Origin of the sequence: Actinosynnema sp. CS-041913, assembly GCF_050942485.1 — a bacterium.
In the GTDB taxonomy this organism is placed as follows: domain Bacteria; phylum Actinomycetota; class Actinomycetes; order Mycobacteriales; family Pseudonocardiaceae; genus Actinosynnema.
On sequence record NZ_CP192037.1, the window covers coordinates 1,080,001 to 1,099,288 of the forward strand.

A 19,288-nucleotide genomic window follows, 5' to 3' on the forward strand; every position below is an offset into this window, starting at 1 on the left:
CCGTCGGAGCCTTTCGGGGTGACGGCGTGCCTTTTGAAGAATGAGCCTGCGAGTTAGTGCTGCGTGGCGAGGTTAACCCGTGTGGGGTAGCCGTAGCGAAAGCGAGTCCGAATAGGGCGGTTGAGTCGCGTGGTCTAGACCCGAAGCGGAGTGATCTAGCCATGGCCAGGGTGAAGCGTGGGTAAGACTGCGTGGAGGCCCGAACCCACCAGGGTTGAAAACCTGGGGGATGAGCTGTGGTTAGGGGTGAAAGGCCAATCAAACTCCGTGATAGCTGGTTCTCCCCGAAATGCATTTAGGTGCAGCGTCGTGTGTTTCGTGCCGGAGGTAGAGCACTGGATGGTCTAGGGGGCCCACAAGCTTACCGAAATCAACCAAACTCCGAATGCCGGTACGTGAGAGCGCGGCAGTGAGACTGCGGGGGATAAGCTTCGTAGTCGAGAGGGAAACAGCCCAGAACGCCGGCTAAGGCCCCTAAGTGTGTGCTAAGTGGGAAAGGATGTGGGGTCGCCCAGACAACCAGGAGGTTGGCTTAGAAGCAGCCACCCTTTAAAGAGTGCGTAATAGCTCACTGGTCAAGTGGTCCTGCGCCGACAATGTAGCGGGGCTCAAGCACACCGCCGAAGCCGTGTCATTCCGATTATGTCGGGATGGGTAGGGGAGCGTCGTTCAGCCATTGAAGCGCCGGAGTGATCCAGGTGTGGAGGCTGGACGAGTGAGAATGCAGGCATGAGTAGCGAAAGCAGAGTGAGAAACTCTGCCGCCGGATGACCAAGGGTTCCTGGGCCAGGCTAATCCGCCCAGGGTAAGTCGGGACCTAAGGCGAGGCCGACAGGCGTAGTCGATGGACAACGGGTTGATATTCCCGTACCCGTGTGAACGCGCCCATGGCGAACCTTGTGATACTAACCGCCCGAAGCGCCATGGAAGTCTTCGGACGACTGTGGTTGTGGAGCGCGGGACCTGAACTTGTAGTAGTCAAGCGATGGGGTGACGCAGGAGGGTAGCTCCGCCAGTGAGTGGTAGTACTGGTGTAAGCGTGTAGGCCGTTCGGTAGGCAAATCCGCCGGACATCAAGGCTGAGACGTGATGCATAGCCGATTGAGGCGAAGTAGGGTGATCCCATGCTGTCGAGAAAAGCCTCTAGTGAGTGTTCATGCGGCCCGTACCCCAAACCGACACAGGTGGTCAGGTAGAGAATACCGAGGCGATCGGGCGAACTGTGGTTAAGGAACTCGGCAAAATGCCCCCGTAACTTCGGGAGAAGGGGGGCCGAGGGATTTGAAGCCTTTTTCGGGCTAGGATTTTTCGGCCGCAGAGACCAGCGAGAAGCGACTGTTTACTAAAAACACAGGTCCGTGCGAAGTCGCAAGACGATGTATACGGACTGACGCCTGCCCGGTGCTGGAACGTTAAGGGGACCGGTTAGTCCTTCGGGGCGAGGCTGAGAACTTAAGCGCCAGTAAACGGCGGTGGTAACTATAACCATCCTAAGGTAGCGAAATTCCTTGTCGGGTAAGTTCCGACCTGCACGAATGGCGTAACGACTTCTCGACTGTCTCAACCACAGGCCCGGCGAAATTGCATTACGAGTAAAGATGCTCGTTACGCGCGGCAGGACGGAAAGACCCCGGGACCTTTACTATAGCTTGGTATTGGTGTTCGGTTCGGCTTGTGTAGGATAGGTGGGAGACTGTGAAGCGGCCACGCCAGTGGTTGTGGAGTCGTCGTTGAAATACCACTCTGGTCGTACTGGATGTCTAACCTCGGTCCGTGATCCGGATCAGGGACAGTGCCTGGTGGGTAGTTTAACTGGGGCGGTTGCCTCCCAAAGGGTAACGGAGGCGCTCAAAGGTTCCCTCAGCCTGGTTGGCAATCAGGTGTCGAGTGCAAGTGCACAAGGGGGCTTGACTGTGAGACCGACGGGTCGAGCAGGGACGAAAGTCGGAACTAGTGATCCGGCCATGGCTTGTGGAAGCGTGGTCGCTCAACGGATAAAAGGTACCCCGGGGATAACAGGCTGATCTTGCCCAAGAGTCCATATCGACGGCATGGTTTGGCACCTCGATGTCGGCTCGTCGCATCCTGGGGCTGGAGTAGGTCCCAAGGGTTGGGCTGTTCGCCCATTAAAGCGGTACGCGAGCTGGGTTTAGAACGTCGTGAGACAGTTCGGTCCCTATCCGCCGCGCGCGTAGGATACTTGCGGAAGGCTGTCCCTAGTACGAGAGGACCGGGACGGACGGACCTCTGGTGTGCCAGTTGTCCTGCCAAGGGCATTGCTGGTTGGCTACGTTCGGAAGGGATAACCGCTGAAAGCATCTAAGCGGGAAGCCTGTTCCTAGATGAGGTATCCCACCCATTCGTGGGGTAAGGCCCCCAAGAGACTATTGGGTTGATAGGCCGGAGATGGAAGGTCGGTAACGGCTGGAGTTGACCGGTACTAATAGGCCGAGGACTTGTCACGAAAATGCTACGCATCCACTGTGCGGTTCTGAAAGAACCAACCGGGCACACCAGGCGACCTTTCGGGGGCGCGGGGTGTCTGTGGTGGTAATTTCATAGTGTTTCGGTGGTCATGGCGGAGGGGGAACACCCGGTCCCATTCCGAACCCGGTAGTTAAGCCTTCCAGCGCCGATGGTACTGCACTCGTGAGGGTGTGGGAGAGTAGGACGCCGCCGAACATTCTTTCCCTCAGGGGCACCCGGTTATCCGGGTGCCCCTGAGGGCTTTTTGCGTTACGGTCCCGTCCGTGGCGGATGTGAAGAGGCACGACGACCTGGCCGGCTTCTGGGCCTTGACCAGGGACTTCTTCAACGCGGACCCGGTGTTCCACACCATCCCGATCGCGGCCGTGCGGCGGCGGCTCGACCGGCCGCTGCCGACCGACGAACAGCCGACGCTGGTCACGGTCACCGAGGACGGCAAGGTCGTCGCGGCGGCCCTGCGCACCCCGCCGTGGCCGTTGACGCTCAGCGGTGTGCCGGTCGACTGGGTGGAGGCGGTCGCCGAGAACCTGGAGGGTGTCGAGCTGCCGGGCATCAACGGGCCGCGTGACTCGGCCGAGGCGTTCGCCCTCGCTTGGACGACCCGTACCGGGTACGGCGCGCAGGAGGTCATGGCGCAGCGCCTGTACCGGCTGGACGAGTTGACGCCGCCGACCGGTGTGCCCGGCGCTGCCCGCCTGGCCACCGAGAACGACGCCGCGCTCCTCGTCCGCTGGTACCTGGACTTCACGGCCGAGTCGACCCCGTACGACCCCGACGAGGAGCATGCCGACGGCTTCGTCCGGAACAGCCTCGCCGCCGGCTCGGGCCACCTGCTGTGGCTCGACGGCGACCAGCCGGTCGCGTGGGCGGGCTGCGGACCACCCGCCTCGGGCATGTCCCGCATCGGCCCCGTCTACACCGCGAAGGAACACCGCCGGCGCGGCTACGGCGCGGCGGTCACCTCGGCGTGCGCCCGGTGGGCGTTGGAGGCCGGCGCGGAGCACGTGGTGCTGTTCACCGACCTGGCCAACCCGACCTCCAACTCGATCTACCAGCGCATCGGGTTCCGCCCGGTGTGCGACGCGGCGGAGTTCGTCTTCACTCCGCCCGTTGCGGGACAACCGTGAGCAGGTCTCCCGGCTGACACCCCAACGCCTCGCACAGCGCGACGAGCGTGCTGAACCGGATGGCCCGCGCCCGGCCGTTCTTGAGGATCGACAGGTTCACCACCGTCACGCCGACGCGTTCGGACAGCTCGGTCAACGTCATGCCGCGATCGGCCAGCAGCCGGTCTAGGTGCACCTGGACGCTCACACCGTTCCTTCAAGCTCCTCGCGCATCGAAGCGCTGGTCCGCATGATCTTCGCCAGCGACAGCATCCCCAACCCGGTGACCAATGCCCACCAGGGGGCGTCCCACTCGGCGAGGAACATGGTCGCTTCGACGTCGTAGGTCACCGCGCGCTGGACGAGCACCGACCGTGACACGGCTTCGACCAGGGTCGCCGCCGGCATCGCGATCAGCAGGTACCAACCGAACCGCCGCAGCCGGTCCGCTGTGTCGGCGGTGTGGATGCCTTCCTTGACTGCCTTCTCCAGCAGCACCATCAACAGCAGGAACGTGCCCGCGTACCCGAAGTTGGACGGCGCGGACTCCAGGATGCCGAGCAGCCGGTCGCCGAACGTCGGCTCCGGCAGGCACATGCGCACGACCTCCGGGTACGCCGTGACGGTGTCCCGGTACAGCGGGGAGTCGTCCACGCCGGGACTGGGCGCGTTGTCGGCGGTGAAGCAGACCGTGCCCCGGAGCGTGTAGACGGCCCTCAACAGCGCGCCGCCCGCGAACAGGACGGCGGTGATCGACCACCCGAACCGCACCAGGCTGGTCAGCGGCTGCAACGGGTTCTTCATACCGTCCCCTCCAACTCGGCCCGCATCTCCGCGCCGGCGTGCAGGATCTTCGCCAACGTCAGCAGGCCGAGGCCGGTGAACAGGGCCCACCACGGGAAGTCCCACTCACCGAGGAAGGACAGCGCCTCGTGCGGCACCAGGACGTTGCGGACGATGCTCTCGACCAACGTCGCCACGGGCATGCTGATCAGCAGGAAAAGTCCGTAGCGGCGGGCGCCGAGGGCGATGTCGGAGCTGTGCGGCCCCAGCCGCTCGGCCCGGATCAGCAGCCGCATCAGCAAGATCAGCGCCGCGACGTAGGCGGCCGACGTCGGCAGGCTCAGCAGGACGCTCAGCAGCCGCTGGCTCCCGGACGGCTGCTCCAGACAGACGTCGCGCCACAGGTCGTGCACGCACACAGGCCGGCTGATCGCCACGTACACGGTGTGCGCAAGCCCGCTGACCAGCAGGCACGACGCCACGGACGCGAAGGCGGTGACGACGCCGAGCAGCGGTTGTAACGGGTTCCTCCTCCGACGTGACATGGTCCCCCCATATCGTTTATCGATGCTATCGAAAAACGATACCCCCGAACACCTCCGGCGTCACGGGCCGGTTGCGGACCGCCGACGAGAACACCAGCGAGGTGGTCGTGTCCCCGTACCGCTGGGCGTGCTCCACGAACTCCTCCAGCTCCACCGTCGACCGGCACACCACGCGCAGCAGCCAGCAGTCGTCCCCGGTCACGTGGTCCGCGTCGAGCACCTGCGCCATGGTCACCACCCGCTCCCGGAACCGGGGCGTGTCCAGGCTCCGTACCCGCACCCGCACGATCGCCTCGATCGGCAGCCCGATCCGCCGCGGCGACACCACCGCCGCGTACCCGGTGATCACGCCCGCCTGCTCCAGCCGCCGCACCCGCTCGGTGGCCGCCGGCGCGGACAGCGACACCCGCCTGGCCAACTCGGTGAACGTCATCCGCCCGTCCCGCTGGAGCAGCTCCAGCAGCTTCCAGTCCAGGTCGTCCAGTTCCACCGTGGAATCGTAGGCACATCCGGCCGCGCGCCTGGACTTCCCCATGTCCCGGAAAACCCTGCTCAAGCAGGATTCAAGCCATGACGAACACGCTGCGCTTCCCACCCGCCGACCCCGCTGCCGCCGCCGCGTTCTTCGCCGCCGAACTGTCGTTCGAGGCCGATCCCGACGACGTGGTGCGCGACCTGGCGGCCGGTGAGACCGAGGGCTTCCGGCTGGTCGAGACCCGCGGCGCCGAGGCGTTCGCGCGGGCGCACATCCCCGGCGCGATCAACTTGCCGCACTGGGAGATGGACGAGACCACCACCGCCGACTGGGACCGTGGCCTGGTCTACGTCTGCTACTGCGAGAGCTTCGAGTGCAACGCCGCCACCAAGGGCGCGGTCGCGTTGTCGCGGCTCGGCTTCCGGGTGAAGCGGCTGGCCGGCGGCCTCCGGGCCTGGGAGGCCGCGGGCTACCCGGTCGAAGGCCACGGGCTGCACGGGATCGGCTGCGCCTGCTGATCTACCCTCGGACAGGTGACGCGTCTGCTCGTGCTGCAACCCGACCGCAGTGACCCGATCGGCCGCCTCGGCGACTGGCTGACCGGCGCCGGCGCGGTGCTCGACGTGCTCGAACCGCAGGAGCGGCCGGTCCCCGCGACGCTCGACGGCTACCAGGGCGTGGTGTGCCTGGGCGGCGCCATGGGCGCGCTGGACGACGTGGACCACCCGTGGCTCGCCGACGTGCGGAAACTGCTCTCGCACGCGGTCGCCAAGAGGGTGCCGACGCTCGGCATCTGCCTGGGCGGGCAACTGCTCGCGGCGGCGACCGGCGGCCAGATCCGGCGCGGTCCGCGCGGGCCCGAGGTGGGCGTGCTGCTGGTGGCCAAGCGGGACGTCGCGGGCAGCGACCCGCTGTTCGGGGACCTGCCGTGGACGCCGGACGTGCTCCAGTTCCACGTGGACGAGATCGCGCTGCTGCCGCCGACGGCCGAGCTGCTCGCGTCCTCGCCGATGTACCAGAACCAGGCGTTCCGGGTCGGCGACAACGCCTACGGGGTGCAGTTCCACATCGAGACGACGCCGGAGATGGTGTTGGACTGGGCACGGGGAGCGCCCGACGCCGCCGCGTGCGCGCGGCCCGGCCAGTTCGACCCGGAGCGGCTCGAACGCGGCCACGAGGACATCCGCGAGGTGTGGCAGCCGTTCGCCGAGCGGTTCGTCCGACTGGCGGCGGGCGACCTCGCCACCCAGCGGAACCTTCCTTTGGTGTGACGAACCTCCGCTGATGTGAGTGTTCATCGGTCCGACAGGTAGCGTTCACCCACGACTGTGTCGGTTCAGCCGGAGGAATCAGCGTGGATGCCTCGCTCCTCGTCATCATCGTGGTCATCACGGCGCTGGCGTTCGATTTCACCAACGGCTTCCACGACACGGCCAACTCGATGGCCACGTCGATCGCGACCGGGGCGCTGAAGCCGCGCACCGCCGTCGCGTTCTCCGCGGTGCTCAACCTGGTTGGCGCGCTGCTGTCGGTCGAGGTGGCCAAGACCATCTCCGGCGGCATCGTGGACGACGCCCGCATCACGCCCGCCGTGGTGTTCGGCGGCCTGGTCGGCGCGATCATGTGGAACCTCGTCACCTGGTACGTGGGGCTGCCGTCGAGTTCGTCGCACGCCCTGTTCGGCGGGCTCATCGGGGCCACCTGGATCGCGTCCGGCGCGGACGCGGTGCACTTCGCCAAGGTCGTGGACAAGGTCGTGGTGCCGTCGATCGCCGCGCCGCTGGTCGCCGGGATCGTGGCGCTGCTGGCCACGTTCCTCACCTACCGGCTCACCCGGAGGACCCGCGAGTCGGTCGCGCGCAAGGGTTTCAAGGCCGGCCAGGTGGCGTCCGCCGCGCTCATGTCGCTCGCGCACGGCACCAACGACGCGCAGAAGACGATGGGCATCATCACCCTCACCCTGATCACCGCGGGGACGCTCGCGCCCGGTTCCGCGCCGCCGATGTGGGTGATCCTGAGCGCCGCCGTCGCCATCGCGCTGGGCACCTACCTGGGCGGCTGGCGCATCACGCACACCCTCGGCAAGGGCCTGACCACGATCGAGGCCCCGCAGGGCTTCGCGGCGCAGACCAGCGCGGCGACCGTGATCATGGCGTCCTCGCATCTCGGCTTCGCGCTGTCCACCACGCACGTCGCGTCCGGCGGGATCATGGGCTCCGGGCTGGGGCGGCAGCGGGACGGCGTGCGGTGGGGCGTGGCCGGGCGGATGGCGCTGGCCTGGATGCTCACCCTGCCCGCCGCCGGGATCGTGGGCGCGGCGGCCGGCAAGCTCGCGTCCACCGGCACGGTCGGCGTGGTCGTCGTGGCCGCCGTCGCGGTGGTCGGGTCGCTGGTCATCTGGCTGCTGTCCCGGCGTGAGCCGGTGCGGCCGGAGCACGTGGTGGACGAGATCGCGGCGCAGGCCGAGACGCACAAGGTGGCGGCATGAAGGTCGACTGGGCGGCGCTGGGCACCGTGTTCGGGGTGAGTCTGGGCGTGGTGCTGGGACTGGTCGTGCTGTTCTCGACCGGGCTGCGCGCGTTGTCCGCGCGGGAGGAGGCGCGGGAGCGCGGCGGGTCCGTCGTCGTGTCCACGGCCGCCGCGACCGCCTGTCTCGTGGCGTGCGTGACCGTGGTGTTGTTCGGCATCTACTTGATCGTGGCGAGCTGAAGCCTCGCCTCCGGGGCCACCGGGCTACGGTGGTCGGCGATGACCGATCCAGCCCGTACACCGACGTCCCCCGCCCGATTCGGGCTGACCGGGGCACGCAGTGGCGAATACCTGCACGCGGCCGGGTGGTGGGAGGACCGCAGGCCCGCGGAGCGCCACGAACCGGTCCTGTGGGCCCTGTCGCGCAGCCCCGACCCGGATCTCGCGCTGCTCGGCGTCGACCGGCTGCGGACCGCGCTCGGTGACCGGTGGCCGGCGCTGGACGAGGCGCTGCGGGCGAACGAGGTGCTGCGCGGCCGGCTGCTGGCCGTGCTCGGGTCGTCCAGCGCGCTGTCGGACCTCCTGGTCGCCAACCCCGACCGGTGGACGTCGCTGGCCGACGCCGAGCAGGTCTCGCCGGACACGTTCGCGCCGACCCTCGTCGCCGCCGTCGACGGGCTGACCGGCGCGGACGCGGTGCGGGCACTGCGGCGGGAGTACCGGGCGCTGCTGTGCCGGATCGCGGCCGAGGACCTGGCGCACGTCGTCGAGCCCGACGTGCGGTACGTGGACTACGACGCCGTGGCCGGGCTGCTGTCCGACCTGGCGGTGGCGGCGCTGCGGGCCGCGCTGGACGTGGCGGCGCGGGAGGTGCCGCGGGCCGACGAGTGCACGCTGGCCGTGATCGCGATGGGCAAGTGCGGGGCGCGCGAACTGAACTACGTCAGCGACGTGGACGTGGTGTTCGTCGGCGAGGGCGACCTCGGCGTGGCGACCCGGCTGGCCAGCACGATGATGCGGGTCGCGGGGCAGGCGTGCTTCGAGGTCGACGCGGCGCTGCGGCCCGAGGGCAAGGCGGGAGCGCTGGTCCGGACGCTGGACGGGCACGCGTCGTACTACCAGCGGTGGGCGCGGACGTGGGAGTTCCAGGCGCTGCTCAAGGCCCGGCCGGTGGCCGGCGACGCCGAGCTGGGGCAGCGGTACCTGGAGGTGGTCCGGCCGCTGGTGTGGACTGCGGCCGAGCGGGAGAACTTCGTGCCCGACGTGCAGGCCATGCGCCGCCGCGTCGAGGACCACGTGCCGCCGGGGCTGGCCGACCGGGAGCTGAAGCTGGGGCGCGGCGGGCTGCGGGACGTCGAGTTCGCCGTCCAGTTGCTGCAACTCGTGCACGGGCGTGGCGACGAGGAGCTGCGCATCGCGACCACGACGGCGGCGTTGGCGGCGTTGGGACGTGGCGGGTACGTCGGACGCACGGACGCCGCCGACTTCGGCCGCGCGTACCGGTTCCTGCGCACGCTGGAGCACCGGTTGCAGTTGCAGCGGCTGCTGCGGACGCACCTGTTCCCGGCCGAGGACGACTCCGCGGGGCTGCGCTGGCTGGCGCGGGCGGCCGGGCTGCCCGCCGAAGGTGGCCTGTCCGAGGCGCAGGTGCTGCTCGCGGAGTTCCGCAAGCGCGCCAACCAGGTGCGGCGGCTGCACGAGAAGCTGTTCTACCGGCCGCTGTTGCAGGCCGTGGCGAACGTGCCGACGGAGGCGTTGCGGCTGACCACCGCCGAGGCCGCCGCCCGGCTGGCCGCGCTGGGCTACGCCGCGCCGGACGGCGCGTTGAAGCACATCGAGGCGTTGACCCGCGGGGTGTCGCGGCGGGCGCGCATCCAGACCGCGCTGCTGCCCGTGCTGCTCGACCTGCTCGCCGCCACCCCCGACCCGGACGGCGGGCTGCTGGCGTACCGGCGGGTGTCCGAGGCGCTCGCCGAGACACCCTGGTACCTGCGGCTGCTGCGGGACGAGGGCACGGTCGTGGACCGGCTCGCCGCGTTGCTCGGCACGTCGAAGTTCGTGCCGGACCTCCTGGTGCGTGCGCCGGAGGTGCTGCGGCTGCTGGCCGACACCTCCGCGTTGGTGGGCCGGGATCCGATGGCCATCGGGAACCCGCTGCGGAGCACCGTGTCCCGGTACACCGACCTGGAGCGCGCGGTCACCGCCGCCCGGTCGCTGCGCCGACAGGAGCTGCTGCGGGTGGCGTCGGCGGACCTGCTGGGACTGGTGCCGTTGCGGACCGTGTGCGTGTCGCTGTCCGAGGTGTGGGTGGCGGTGTTGCAGGCCGCCCTGGACGCCGTGGTGCGGACCGCCGGTGACCGGCTCGCGTCGATCGCGGTCATCGGCATGGGGCGGCTCGGCGGGCGTGAGCTGGGGTACAGCTCGGACGCGGACGTGATGTTCGTGTGCGAGGCGGCGCCGGGGGTGGGCGACTCGGACGCCGTCCGGTACGCCGGCGGTGTCGTGGAGCAGGTGCGGCGGCTGCTGGGCGCGCCCAGCCAGGACCCGGCGTTGCAGGTGGACGCCGATCTGCGGCCGGAGGGCAGGCAGGGGCCGCTGGTGCGGACGTTCGAGTCCTACCGGGCGTACTACACGCAGTGGGCCGAGCTGTGGGAGGCGCAGGCGCTGCTCCGGGCCCGGTTCATCGCCGGTGACGCCGGGTTGGGGGCGCGGTTCATCGAGCTGGTGGAGCCGGTGCGGTACCCCGTTGACGGGCTCGACGCGGCGTCCGTGCGGGAGATCCGGCGGATCAAGGCGCGGGTGGAGGCCGAACGGCTGCCGCGCGGCGCGGACCCGTCCACGCACACCAAGCTGGGACGCGGCGGGCTGGCCGACGTGGAGTGGACGGTGCAGCTTCTGCAGTTGCAGCACGCGCACGAGCTGCCGGCGCTGCGCACACCGTCGACCGTGCGGGGGCTTCGGGCGGCGGCCGAGGCGGGGCTCGTGTCGGAGGAGGACAGGTCGGCGCTGATGGAGTCGTGGGTGATGGCCACCCGGGCGCGCAACGCGATCGTGCTGGTGCGGGGCAGACCCGGCGACCAGTTGCCCACCACCGGGCGCGACCTGGCGGCCGTGGCCGGGGTGATGGGGCACCCGCGGGATCCCGGCGAGTTCCTCGACTCCTACCAGCGGACCACGCGGCGGGCGCGGGCCGTGATCGAGCGGGTCTTCTACGGCTCGTGAACACTGGGGCGCGTGAAGGCGATAGCGCAGAACGAGTTCGGTGACATCGACGTGCTGCGGTCGCAGGACCTGCCCGATCCTGCGATCAACTTCGACGAAGTGCTGGTGGAGGTGCGTGCCGCCGGGGTGAACCCGGCCGACCGGCTGGTGCGGATGGGCTACGTGAAAGACCTGATGCCGCACCACTTCCCGCTGATCCCGGGCTGGGACGTGGCCGGTGTCGTGCGGGAGGTCGGACCGGCCGTCGACGGGTTCCGGCCCGGCGACGAGGTGTTCGGCTACCAGCGCAAGGACCACGTGCAGCACGGGACCTACGCGGAGCTGGTCGCGGCCACCGAAAGGGGGCTCGCGCACAAGCCGCCGTCGCTGTCGTTCGCGGAGGCAGGCGGGCTGGCGCTGACCGGGCTGACCGCCGTGCAGGCGTTGCGCAAGGTGGGTGTCTCGGCGGGCGACACGGTGCTGGTGCACGCCGCCGCCGGTGGCGTGGGTCACCTGGCGGTGCAGGTGGCGCGGATCCTCGGGGCGTCCCGCGTGATCGGGACGGCGTCCCCGCGCAACCACGAGTTCCTGCGCGGGCTGGGCGTCGAGCCGGTGGCGTACGGGGACGCGCTGATCGAAAACGTGGCCGAGTTGATCGGCGGCGACGGCTTGGTGGACGTGGCGTTCGACTGCGTCGGCGGGGCCGCGCTGAACGACTCGCCCGCGCTGGTGCGCGACCCGTCCCGGATCGTGTCCATCGTGGACACCAACGTGCTGGAACTGGGCGGGTGGTACTGCTACGCCAAGCCCGTGCGGGCCGACCTGGAGTGGCTGGCGGCGCACGCGGAGTCGGGTGACCTGAAGGTCGTGGTGCAGCAGACGTTCCCGCTGGCCGAGGCCGCGGAGGCGCACCGGCTGCTGGAAGGCAGGCACGTGCGCGGCAAGGTCGTGCTGACGGTGTGAAGGTGAGGGGCCTCCGGGCGGGAGGCCCCTCCGGTTCACTCCTCGTCGACCGTGGGGACCGAGGTGAGGAGTTCGACGATCCACTCCTCCACGAGGGTGTCGTCGGACTCCTCGTCCGGAACCAGCCGGTTGGAGACCTTGACGCCGAGGCCGAGCACGTCGGCGGCGCCGATCGCCTCGATCGCCTCTGCTGCGGAGTCGAAGATGTTGGTGGACAGCACCTGTGCGGTGGTTGCGACGTCATCAGACACGGCGCGACCCTAACCGCAGCCCACGATGGTGGGACGGGCAGCCCTGCGTGCGCCCGGCGTCCGCACGTGGGCACGCAGCGTGGGACAGGGGTTCGTTTCGGGCCCTGAGCATTGACTATTGGCGTCCGCTATGCCGAAACTGTCGGGGCCTCATGGGGAGATCCACGTTCGCACGCGTGCGCCCGGACGTAAGGACGTCATGGTCGACGGTCACCACCGCAAGAAGAACAACGCCGCCCTGAAGATCAGCCTCGTCGTGCTCGGCGTGCTGGTGCTGCTGGGCGTGGTCCAGGCGGCTACGGCGGGCACGGTGGGCATCGGCGCGCTCAGCGTGACGTTCCGCTCAAGCACGCCCCCGACCACCACGACGGCCTCCTCCTCGGGCGGGCTGGACGGCGCACTCGGCACGACGACCGAGGAGACCACGACCACCAGGGCGGAGAGCAAGGTCGGCGTCGGCTCGTGGAAGCAGTCCCGGGGCCTGCTGACCGTCGAGGTGACGAGGGTGGAGAACACCGGGGGCCTGCTGCGGCTGCACGTGACGGCCGTCAACGCCAGCACGTCGAAGATGGACCTGCCGTTGTCCACGTCGACGGCGGTCGACGACACCCTGCGCGACTACACCGCTTCGCTGTCGACCAGCAAGTGGCCGGTGACCATCGCGAAGAACGCGAGCATCTCGGGCTATGTGGAACTGGACCAGAAGGCGCCGGCTGCGGCTGCCGCGTTGACTCTGACGTTCTCCGGGATCACCGGCCAACTCGCGCCTACCGGCGGTGCCGTGTCGGTGGCCGGTATCCCGATCCCGAGGTAACGCCTCGTGCCCGATCCACGACTGCTCGGATAGGGTCAGGCGAATCGCGGGAGGCGGGCGATGGCTGACAAGAGCCCTGAGAACAGGAAATCCGACCTGGTTGTCGAGATCGACTCGACCGAGTCCATGGCCCCGGAGGGCGGGCCTTACGTGATGACCGGCGATCCGGTGGTCGCCCCGGACGGCGGTCCGTACAAGACTGTGGAACCGGAAGGCAGCCCCTACCCATCGGCGGAGCCGTCAGGCGGTCCCTTCGGGGCCTTGCCACCCAGCTACCTCGACTCCGAGCCGGTGGAACCGCCCAGGTCCGGCGGTGACACGGACTGATGGTGCCCCAGACCCTGGGCACGCTGCTCTCGTTCCTCGCCCTGGTCGCGCCCGGCATCGTCTTCGAACTGCTGCGGGAACGCCGACGGGCGGGCCGCAAGGAGTCGGCGTTCCGCGAGGCGGCCCGCGTCGCCCTCGGCAGCCTGGTCTTCACCGTGGTGTCGTGCCTGCTGGTCCTGGGTCTCCTGGCGGTGGTGCGACTGGTGTCCGGCACCGACCTGCTGGACGTCGCCAAGCTCGTGACCGACGGCGGCGCGTACGCGAAGACCCGGCTCTGGCCGATCGTGGGCGTCGCTTCCGCCGTGCTGCTGGTGGCCTGCGCCTTGGCCGTGCTCGTGGACCACCTGGTGGCCAGACGGGGCCGCGAGATCGTCGCCGTGCGACAAGAGACGGCCTGGCGCCAGGTGTTCCGCACTGATCGCCCCGACAACTCGGTGCCGTGGGTGCACGTGCACTTGGTGGACGACACGTCGTTCTTCGGCTACCTGCGCTCCCACACCGCATCCGGAACGCCCGACGAACGCGAGATCGTGCTGGAAGGCGACGCCCTGACCTACCTGGGCCCACCCCTGCGAGGCGGCGACACCCCCGAACAAAAACTGATAGGCGACCGCTGGCCCCGCGTCGTGATCCCGGCAAACCAGATCAAATACCTCCGCGTCCAGTACCGCTCCCTCGTCACCGACGAACGCGTCCCGGCCCGGGAACGGCTTCGTGTGCTCGAAGAACAGCCGTAAACCGAAGGCCCGGCGTCCAACGGACACCGGGCCTTCAGGCTTCGAGCAGGATCAGACGTCGTAGTAAAGCGCGAACTCGTACGGGTTCGGGCGGAGGCGGAGGGGGTTGATTTCCTCTTCCCGCTTGAACGAGATCCAGGTGTCGATGACGTCCGGCGTGAAGACGCCGCCTTCCAGCAGGAACTCGTGGTCCGCTTCGAGGTTGTCCAGGACGGCGTCGAGGGTGGCCGGGACCTGCTTGACGTTCAGTGCCTCCTCGGGCGGCAGCTCGTAGAGGTCCTTGTCGATCGGGGCCGGGGGCTCGATCTTGTTCTTCACGCCGTCCAGGCCCGCCATCACCATCGCCGAGAAGGCCAGGTACGGGTTGCCCGACGAGTCGGGGCAGCGGAACTCGATGCGCTTGGCCTTCGGGTTGTTGCCGGTGATCGGGATGCGCACGCACGCCGACCGGTTGCGCTGGCTGTAGACCAGGCTGACCGGGGCCTCGTAGCCCGGCACCAGGCGGTGGTAGGAGTTCACCGTCGGGTTGGTGAAGGCCAGCAGCGACGGCGCGTGGTGCAGGATGCCGCCGATGTAGTGGCGCGCGGTGTCGGAGAGGCCCGCGTAGCCGGACTCGTCGTGGAACAGCGGCACGCCGTCCTTCCACAGCGACTGGTGGGTGTGCATGCCCGAGCCGTTGTCGCCGAACAGCGGCTTCGGCATGAACGTGACGGTCTTGCCCGCCTGCCACGCGGTGTTCTTGATGATGTACTTGAACAGCATCAGGTCGTCCGCGGCGTGCAGCAGCGTGTTGAACTTGTAGTTGATCTCGGCCTGGCCGCCGGTGCCGACCTCGTGGTGCGCGCGCTCGACCGTGAAGCCGTTGGCCTCCATGTTGAGGACCATCTTGTCGCGCAGGTCGGCGTAGTGGTCGGTGGGCGTGACCGGGAAGTAGCCGCCCTTGTACTTGACCTTGTAGCCGCGGTTGCCGCCGTCTTCCTCGCGGCCGGTGTTCCACCAGCCGGAGATCGCGTCGATCTCGTAGAAGGAGGCGTTCGCCGTGGTGTCGAAGCGGATCGAGTCGAAGATGTAGAACTCCGCCTCGGAGCCGAAGTACGCGGTGTCCGCGATGCCCGACTCGGTGATGTACTGCTCGGCCTTGCGCGCGATGTTGCGCGGGTCGCGGCTGTAGGCCTCCCGCGTGAACGGGTCGTGCACGAAGAAGTTGACGATCAGCGTCTTCTCGATGCGGAACGGGTCGACGCGCGCCGTGTACAGGTCGGGCAGCAGCAGCATGTCCGACTCGTGGATCGACTGGAAGCCGCGCACCGACGAGCCGTCGAACGCGAGTCCCTCGGCGATGGCGTCCGCGTCGAACGCCGAGGCCGGGAGCGTGAAGTGCTGCATCACACCGGGCAGGTCGCTGAACCGGACGTCGATGAACTTCACGCCCTCGTCGGAGATGAACTTCAGGACCTCGTCGGGATTCTTGAACACCCTCGTCGACTCCTCTACTGCGGTGGGGGCGTGGTTGTACGCCGCGGGTTGCGTGCGGCCTGCCATCGTCGGCGACGCTATGGCCGCGGTGTTGCCCAGCAGTCACCCTCGTGTTTCGCCAGTGTTAACGGGCCGCCCAGGTCGGGCAACCGGACCTGGGCGTGCTCACCCGCTGAGCACAGCCTTACTCTGGTGGGGTGAGCAAGTGGACCGGTTCGTGGCTGTCTGGACCCCGCTCGGCCCTGGAGCCGGGCGCCGACTCCGGTGACGGCACCGGCCAGCGCTGGAAGGGCGAACGGCTCGGCCTGCCCCAATCCGGGCCCGGCTCGGTCGCGGGCACGGGTCGGCGGGCCTTCGCGATCCTGGTCGACTTCGCGCTCGCGATGGGCGTGGCGAGCGTCTTCACCTACCCCGAGCTGCCGCGTAACTGGAGCCTGTTGGCGTGGTTCGCCATCACCGTGATCGCGGTCGGCTTCTTCGGCTTCACGCCTGGTCATGCACTGTTCGGCCTGCGCGTGGCCCGACTGGACGGGGCCGGCGTGGTGGGCGTGCCGCGGGCGGCGCTGCGGACCGCGCTGATCTTCCCGATCATCCCGGCCGTGGTGTGGGACGCGGACGGCCGCTGCCTGCACGACAAGGCCGCCGGCACGGTGGTCATCCGGGTCCGCTGACGTCCGCGGACCCGCGCGGGCGTCAGCAGACCCGCGCGGACCTCCGGTGACGGACGTTTTCGCTGGTCAGCGGCGACGCATGGCCCGCTGGATGTTGCGCATCTTCGCACCCTGCGGCAGCGGGCCCTTGGGGATGGCCGCGCCCCGGCTGGCCAGGGCCGCCAGGCGGTTCTCCAGGGTGTCGACCTGGGCCGCCGCGATGTTGCGGGGCAGCTTCATGAGGTGGCTCTGGAGCTTGCGCAGGGGGACCTGGCCCTCCTCGCTGCCCACGATGACGTCGTAGATCGGGGTTTCGCCGATCACCCTGGCGACCCGCTTCTTCTCCTGGGCGAGCAGGCCCTTCACGCGGTGCGGCGCGCCCTCGGCCACCAGCACCACGCCCGGCCGGCCGATCACCCGGTGGACCATGTCGCCGCTGGTCGTGCCCGCCACCGCCTGGGTCACCCGCCAGCGGCCCCGCAGGTTGTCCAGGGCCCAGCCCGCGGCTCCGGGCTGCCCGTCCGCCTTGGCGTAGACGTTGCGCTGCACGCGGCGGCCGAACACGATCACCGCCAGCAGCGCGCCCACCGCGATGCCGAGCGGCAGCAGCACCCACTGCATGTCCCAGATGAGGCCCAGCAGGAACGCCGCCGCTGTCGCGCCGAGCACGCACGCCAGCATCAGGGGCACCAGCGCCTTGTCCTCGCGGCGCTGCACCTTGAACGCCTCGAAGATCTGACCGCGCCGCGCCTTCGAAGCCGCGCGCCGCGCCTTCGCCGCTTCCTTGGCGGCGGCCTTGTCCTGCTTTCCAGCCATACCCACCAGGATACGGCGCGCCGTGTCGCCCCATCACAGCGCTGTCCGTGTGCAATGCGAGGATGCAGCGCATGGACGGGCTGCTGGAGGGACTGGATCCGGAACAGCGCGCCGCGGTCGAGGCGCCGCGTGGCCCGGTCTGCGTGCTCGCGGGTGCGGGCACCGGCAAGACCCGGACGATCACCCACCGCATCGCCTACCTGGTGCAACGAGGTCATGTCGCCGCCGGCCAAGTCCTTGCCGTCACGTTCACGGCGCGTGCCGCAGGTGAGATGCGGACCCGGTTACGAGCACTCGGCGTGCCCGGTGCGCAGGCCCGGACGTTCCACGCGGCCTCGCTGCGGCAGTTGCGGTACTTCTGGCCGCGCGTGGTGGGCGGGCCGCAGTGGGACCTGATCGACCGCAACAAGCTGCGGTTCGTGGCGCAGGCCGCCAACCGGGTCGGGCTGTCCACCGAGTCGGACTCGCTGCGCGACCTCGCCGGTGAGATCGAGTGGGCCAAGGCGTCGCTGATCTCGCCCGACGAGTACCCGGTGGCCGCCGGACGGGCGCAACGCGACACGCCCGCACCCGCTGAGCAGGTCGTTCAGGTCTACCAGACCTACGAGCAGCTCAAGAACGAGGCGCAACTGCTCGACTTCGACGACCTCCTGCTGCACACCGCCGCCGCGCTGGAGGAGCACAGCGACGTCGCCGAGGAGTTCCGCGACCGCTACCGCTGCTTCGTGGTGGACGAGTACCAGGACGTCACGCCGTTGCAGCAGCGCGTGCTGGACGCGTGGCTCGGCACGCGGGACGACCTGACCGTGGTCGGCGACGCGAACCAGACCATCTATTCGTTCGCGGGCGCCTCGCCGCGTCCGCTGCTGGACTTCCCGCGCCGGTTCCCCGAGGCCGCCGTGGTGCGGCTGGAGCGGGACTACCGGTCGACGCCGCAGGTCGTGGCACTGGCCAACGAGCTGATCAAGTGGGCCCGCGGCCGTCCCGCCGGGTCCCGGCTGCGGCTCATCGGGCAGCGGCCGGAGGGCCCGGCGCCGCGGTTCACCGAGTTCGACGACGAGTCCGCCGAGGCCGCGGCCGTCGCGCAGCGGGTGAAGGCGCTGCTGGACGACGGCGTGGCGGCGAGCGAGGTCGCCATCCTGTACCGGGTCAACGCGCAGTCCGAGCTGTACGAGCAGGCGCTGGCCGAGCTGGGCATCCCGTACCAGGTGCGCGGCGGTGAGCGCTTCTTCCACCGTGCCGAGGTGCGGCAGGCGATGGTCGCGCTGCGCTCGGCCGCCGCGCAGGAGCCGTCCGGCGAGCTGCCGAAGGTCGTGCGCGAGGTGCTGACCGGCATCGGCCTGACCGACGAGCCGCCCGCCGGCGGCGCCGCGCGGGAGAAGTGGGAGTCGCTGCTCGCCCTGGTCGAACTGGCCGAGGAGCTGGTGGCCACGGTCGGGGGCGCGGACCTGCCCAAGTTCGTCGCCGAACTGGACATGCGCGCCGAGGCACAGCACCCGCCGACCGTGGAGGGCGTCACGCTGGCGTCCCTGCACGCGGCGAAGGGCCTGGAGTGGGACGCCGTGTTCCTGATCGGCCTGGTCGAGGGGACCGTGCCGATCCTGCACGCCGAAGGCGACGAGGCGGCGATCGAAGAGGAACGCCGGCTGCTGTACGTCGGGGTGACCCGCGCCCGTGAGCACCTGTGGCTGTCCTGGGCCCTGGCACGGGCCGCCGGCGGCCGCCGGTACCGGCGGCGGAGCCGGTTCCTCTACGGGCTGATCCCCGAGGACCACCCGGCGTCGCGCACCGCCAAACGGGAGCCGGCGCAGCGCAGGCCCACGCCGCAGTGCCGGGTGTGCGGGTCGGCGCTGACCGACGCGCGGGCGATCAAGCTCAGCCGGTGCGGCGGCTGCCCGTCCGACCTGGACGAGGAGCTGCTGAACAGGCTCCGGGCGTGGCGGGCGGGGCGGGCGCGGGAGCTGAAGGTGCCCGCCTACGTGGTGTTCACCGACTCGACCCTGGTGGCCATCGCCGAGCAGCGCCCCGAGGACATCGCGGGCCTGGTGGCCATCGCCGGCATCGGCGCGGCCAAGCTCGACCGCTACGGCGCCGATGTCCTGGCCCTTGTGCAGGGCAAACGCTAAACTTCACACGATCGACAGGTATTTGGAAAAAGCGGTTGCATCCCCCTGGGACAGGGTCATAA

19 protein-coding genes and 2 rRNA genes (1 of these 21 cut by a window edge) are annotated in these 19,288 nt (G+C 69.3%); 14 read left to right on the forward strand and 7 right to left on the reverse strand.

Annotated elements, in window-relative coordinates; genetic code table 11:
- From ACQPZF_RS05330 to ACQPZF_RS05340, 3 genes are all read left to right on the forward strand, one after another.
- A 23S ribosomal RNA gene (locus tag ACQPZF_RS05330) occupies positions 1-2,464 on the forward strand; it begins 616 nt to the left of the window's first position.
- Positions 2,465-2,565: 101 nt separating this feature from the next.
- Positions 2,566-2,682: ribosomal RNA gene (gene rrf / locus ACQPZF_RS05335) — 5S ribosomal RNA — on the forward strand.
- 68 nt (positions 2,683-2,750) lie between these two features.
- Entirely contained in the window at positions 2,751-3,614 is an 864-nt protein-coding gene (locus ACQPZF_RS05340; protein WP_433268863.1) for a GNAT family N-acetyltransferase, read from the forward strand.
- Here the strand turns inward: ACQPZF_RS05340 and ACQPZF_RS05345 are convergent.
- From ACQPZF_RS05345 to ACQPZF_RS05360, 4 genes are read right to left on the reverse strand one after another with little or no spacing between them, the layout of a single operon-like run.
- Complete coding sequence (locus ACQPZF_RS05345) at positions 3,586-3,801, reverse strand: helix-turn-helix domain-containing protein (RefSeq protein WP_433268865.1); 216 nt, start codon at positions 3,799-3,801, stop codon at positions 3,586-3,588. The genes ACQPZF_RS05340 and ACQPZF_RS05345 overlap by 29 nt on opposite strands.
- The gene (locus tag ACQPZF_RS05350; protein ID WP_433268867.1) at positions 3,798-4,397 is read right to left on the reverse strand and encodes a hypothetical protein; all 600 of its coding nucleotides are present in this window, start codon (positions 4,395-4,397) and stop codon (positions 3,798-3,800) included. The genes ACQPZF_RS05345 and ACQPZF_RS05350 overlap by 4 nt, the downstream gene beginning before the upstream one ends.
- On the reverse strand, positions 4,394-4,921 hold the full coding sequence (locus ACQPZF_RS05355) for a hypothetical protein (RefSeq protein ID WP_433268869.1): 528 nt from the start codon (positions 4,919-4,921) through the stop codon (positions 4,394-4,396). The genes ACQPZF_RS05350 and ACQPZF_RS05355 overlap by 4 nt, the downstream gene beginning before the upstream one ends.
- A gap of 25 nt (positions 4,922-4,946) precedes the next feature.
- On the reverse strand, positions 4,947-5,411 hold the full coding sequence (locus tag ACQPZF_RS05360; RefSeq protein WP_433268871.1) for an Lrp/AsnC family transcriptional regulator: 465 nt from the start codon (positions 5,409-5,411) through the stop codon (positions 4,947-4,949).
- Between the two features lie 80 nt (positions 5,412-5,491).
- Here ACQPZF_RS05360 and ACQPZF_RS05365 point away from each other — a divergent pair, with 80 nt between their 5' ends.
- The 6 genes from ACQPZF_RS05365 (at position 5,492) to ACQPZF_RS05390 (ending at position 12,029) form a co-directional block, all read left to right on the forward strand.
- The gene (locus tag ACQPZF_RS05365; RefSeq protein WP_433268873.1) at positions 5,492-5,914 is read left to right on the forward strand and encodes a rhodanese-like domain-containing protein; all 423 of its coding nucleotides are present in this window, start codon (positions 5,492-5,494) and stop codon (positions 5,912-5,914) included.
- A 15-nt stretch (positions 5,915-5,929) separates the two neighbouring features.
- Positions 5,930-6,667, forward strand: a complete 738-nt coding sequence (locus ACQPZF_RS05370) for a type 1 glutamine amidotransferase (protein WP_433268875.1) — start codon at positions 5,930-5,932, stop codon at positions 6,665-6,667.
- Positions 6,668-6,750: 83 nt separating this feature from the next.
- A complete protein-coding gene (locus ACQPZF_RS05375) occupies positions 6,751-7,884 on the forward strand; it encodes an anion permease (protein ID WP_433268877.1) in 1,134 nt (377 codons plus the stop codon).
- Complete coding sequence (locus tag ACQPZF_RS05380; protein ID WP_433268879.1) at positions 7,881-8,105, forward strand: hypothetical protein; 225 nt, start codon at positions 7,881-7,883, stop codon at positions 8,103-8,105. The genes ACQPZF_RS05375 and ACQPZF_RS05380 overlap by 4 nt, the downstream gene beginning before the upstream one ends.
- A 39-nt stretch (positions 8,106-8,144) precedes the next feature.
- Positions 8,145-11,087, forward strand: coding sequence for a bifunctional [glutamine synthetase] adenylyltransferase/[glutamine synthetase]-adenylyl-L-tyrosine phosphorylase (locus tag ACQPZF_RS05385; protein ID WP_433268881.1), 2,943 nt, complete (start codon positions 8,145-8,147; stop codon positions 11,085-11,087).
- A 12-nt stretch (positions 11,088-11,099) separates the two neighbouring features.
- Entirely contained in the window at positions 11,100-12,029 is a 930-nt protein-coding gene (locus tag ACQPZF_RS05390) for an NADP-dependent oxidoreductase (protein ID WP_433268883.1), read from the forward strand.
- Positions 12,030-12,064: 35 nt separating this feature from the next.
- On the opposite strand, the gene ACQPZF_RS05395 is transcribed toward ACQPZF_RS05390, so the two are convergent.
- A complete protein-coding gene (locus tag ACQPZF_RS05395) occupies positions 12,065-12,280 on the reverse strand; it encodes a hypothetical protein (RefSeq protein ID WP_433268885.1) in 216 nt (71 codons plus the stop codon).
- Between the two features lie 199 nt (positions 12,281-12,479).
- On the opposite strand from ACQPZF_RS05395, the gene ACQPZF_RS05400 reads away from it, so the two are divergent.
- The 3 genes from ACQPZF_RS05400 to ACQPZF_RS05410 are packed head-to-tail and all read left to right on the forward strand — an operon-like array spanning position 12,480 to position 14,158.
- Positions 12,480-13,094 (forward strand): hypothetical protein, encoded by a 615-nt coding sequence (locus tag ACQPZF_RS05400; protein WP_433268887.1) that lies wholly within the window; start codon positions 12,480-12,482, stop codon positions 13,092-13,094.
- 60 nt (positions 13,095-13,154) lie between these two features.
- The gene (locus ACQPZF_RS05405; protein ID WP_433268889.1) at positions 13,155-13,421 is read left to right on the forward strand and encodes a hypothetical protein; all 267 of its coding nucleotides are present in this window, start codon (positions 13,155-13,157) and stop codon (positions 13,419-13,421) included.
- Entirely contained in the window at positions 13,421-14,158 is a 738-nt protein-coding gene (locus tag ACQPZF_RS05410) for a DUF6338 family protein (RefSeq protein WP_433268891.1), read from the forward strand. The genes ACQPZF_RS05405 and ACQPZF_RS05410 overlap by 1 nt, the downstream gene beginning before the upstream one ends.
- Before the next feature lie 51 nt (positions 14,159-14,209).
- Here the strand turns inward: ACQPZF_RS05410 and glnA are convergent, their stop codons facing one another.
- On the reverse strand, positions 14,210-15,634 hold the full coding sequence (gene glnA, locus ACQPZF_RS05415) for a type I glutamate--ammonia ligase (RefSeq protein ID WP_433274442.1): 1,425 nt from the start codon (positions 15,632-15,634) through the stop codon (positions 14,210-14,212).
- A 197-nt stretch (positions 15,635-15,831) separates the two neighbouring features.
- Here glnA and ACQPZF_RS05420 point away from each other — a divergent pair, with 197 nt between their 5' ends.
- Positions 15,832-16,305, forward strand: a complete 474-nt coding sequence (locus ACQPZF_RS05420) for an RDD family protein (RefSeq protein ID WP_433268893.1) — start codon at positions 15,832-15,834, stop codon at positions 16,303-16,305.
- Between the two features lie 66 nt (positions 16,306-16,371).
- On the opposite strand, the gene ACQPZF_RS05425 is transcribed toward ACQPZF_RS05420, so the two are convergent.
- Positions 16,372-17,100, reverse strand: coding sequence for a DUF4191 domain-containing protein (locus tag ACQPZF_RS05425; protein ID WP_433268895.1), 729 nt, complete (start codon positions 17,098-17,100; stop codon positions 16,372-16,374).
- A gap of 71 nt (positions 17,101-17,171) precedes the next feature.
- Between ACQPZF_RS05425 and ACQPZF_RS05430 the strand changes: the two genes are divergently transcribed.
- On the forward strand, positions 17,172-19,226 hold the full coding sequence (locus ACQPZF_RS05430; protein WP_433268897.1) for an ATP-dependent DNA helicase UvrD2: 2,055 nt from the start codon (positions 17,172-17,174) through the stop codon (positions 19,224-19,226).
- Positions 19,227-19,288: the final 62 nt, after the last annotated feature.

Coding starts and splice junctions, on each gene's coding strand:
- ACQPZF_RS05350 (WP_433268867.1), bottom strand. CDS start 4,397: ATGAAGAACCCGTTGCAGCCGCTGACCAGCCTGGTGCGGTTCGGGTGG.
- ACQPZF_RS05355 (WP_433268869.1), bottom strand. CDS start 4,921: ATGTCACGTCGGAGGAGGAACCCGTTACAACCGCTGCTCGGCGTCGTC.
- ACQPZF_RS05365 (WP_433268873.1), top strand. CDS start 5,492: ATGACGAACACGCTGCGCTTCCCACCCGCCGACCCCGCTGCCGCCGCC.
- ACQPZF_RS05380 (WP_433268879.1), top strand. CDS start 7,881: ATGAAGGTCGACTGGGCGGCGCTGGGCACCGTGTTCGGGGTGAGTCTG.
- ACQPZF_RS05385 (WP_433268881.1), top strand. CDS start 8,145: ATGACCGATCCAGCCCGTACACCGACGTCCCCCGCCCGATTCGGGCTG.
- ACQPZF_RS05400 (WP_433268887.1), top strand. CDS start 12,480: ATGGTCGACGGTCACCACCGCAAGAAGAACAACGCCGCCCTGAAGATC.
- ACQPZF_RS05405 (WP_433268889.1), top strand. CDS start 13,155: ATGGCTGACAAGAGCCCTGAGAACAGGAAATCCGACCTGGTTGTCGAG.
- ACQPZF_RS05410 (WP_433268891.1), top strand. CDS start 13,421: ATGGTGCCCCAGACCCTGGGCACGCTGCTCTCGTTCCTCGCCCTGGTC.
- ACQPZF_RS05425 (WP_433268895.1), bottom strand. CDS start 17,100: ATGGCTGGAAAGCAGGACAAGGCCGCCGCCAAGGAAGCGGCGAAGGCG.
- ACQPZF_RS05430 (WP_433268897.1), top strand. CDS start 17,172: ATGGACGGGCTGCTGGAGGGACTGGATCCGGAACAGCGCGCCGCGGTC.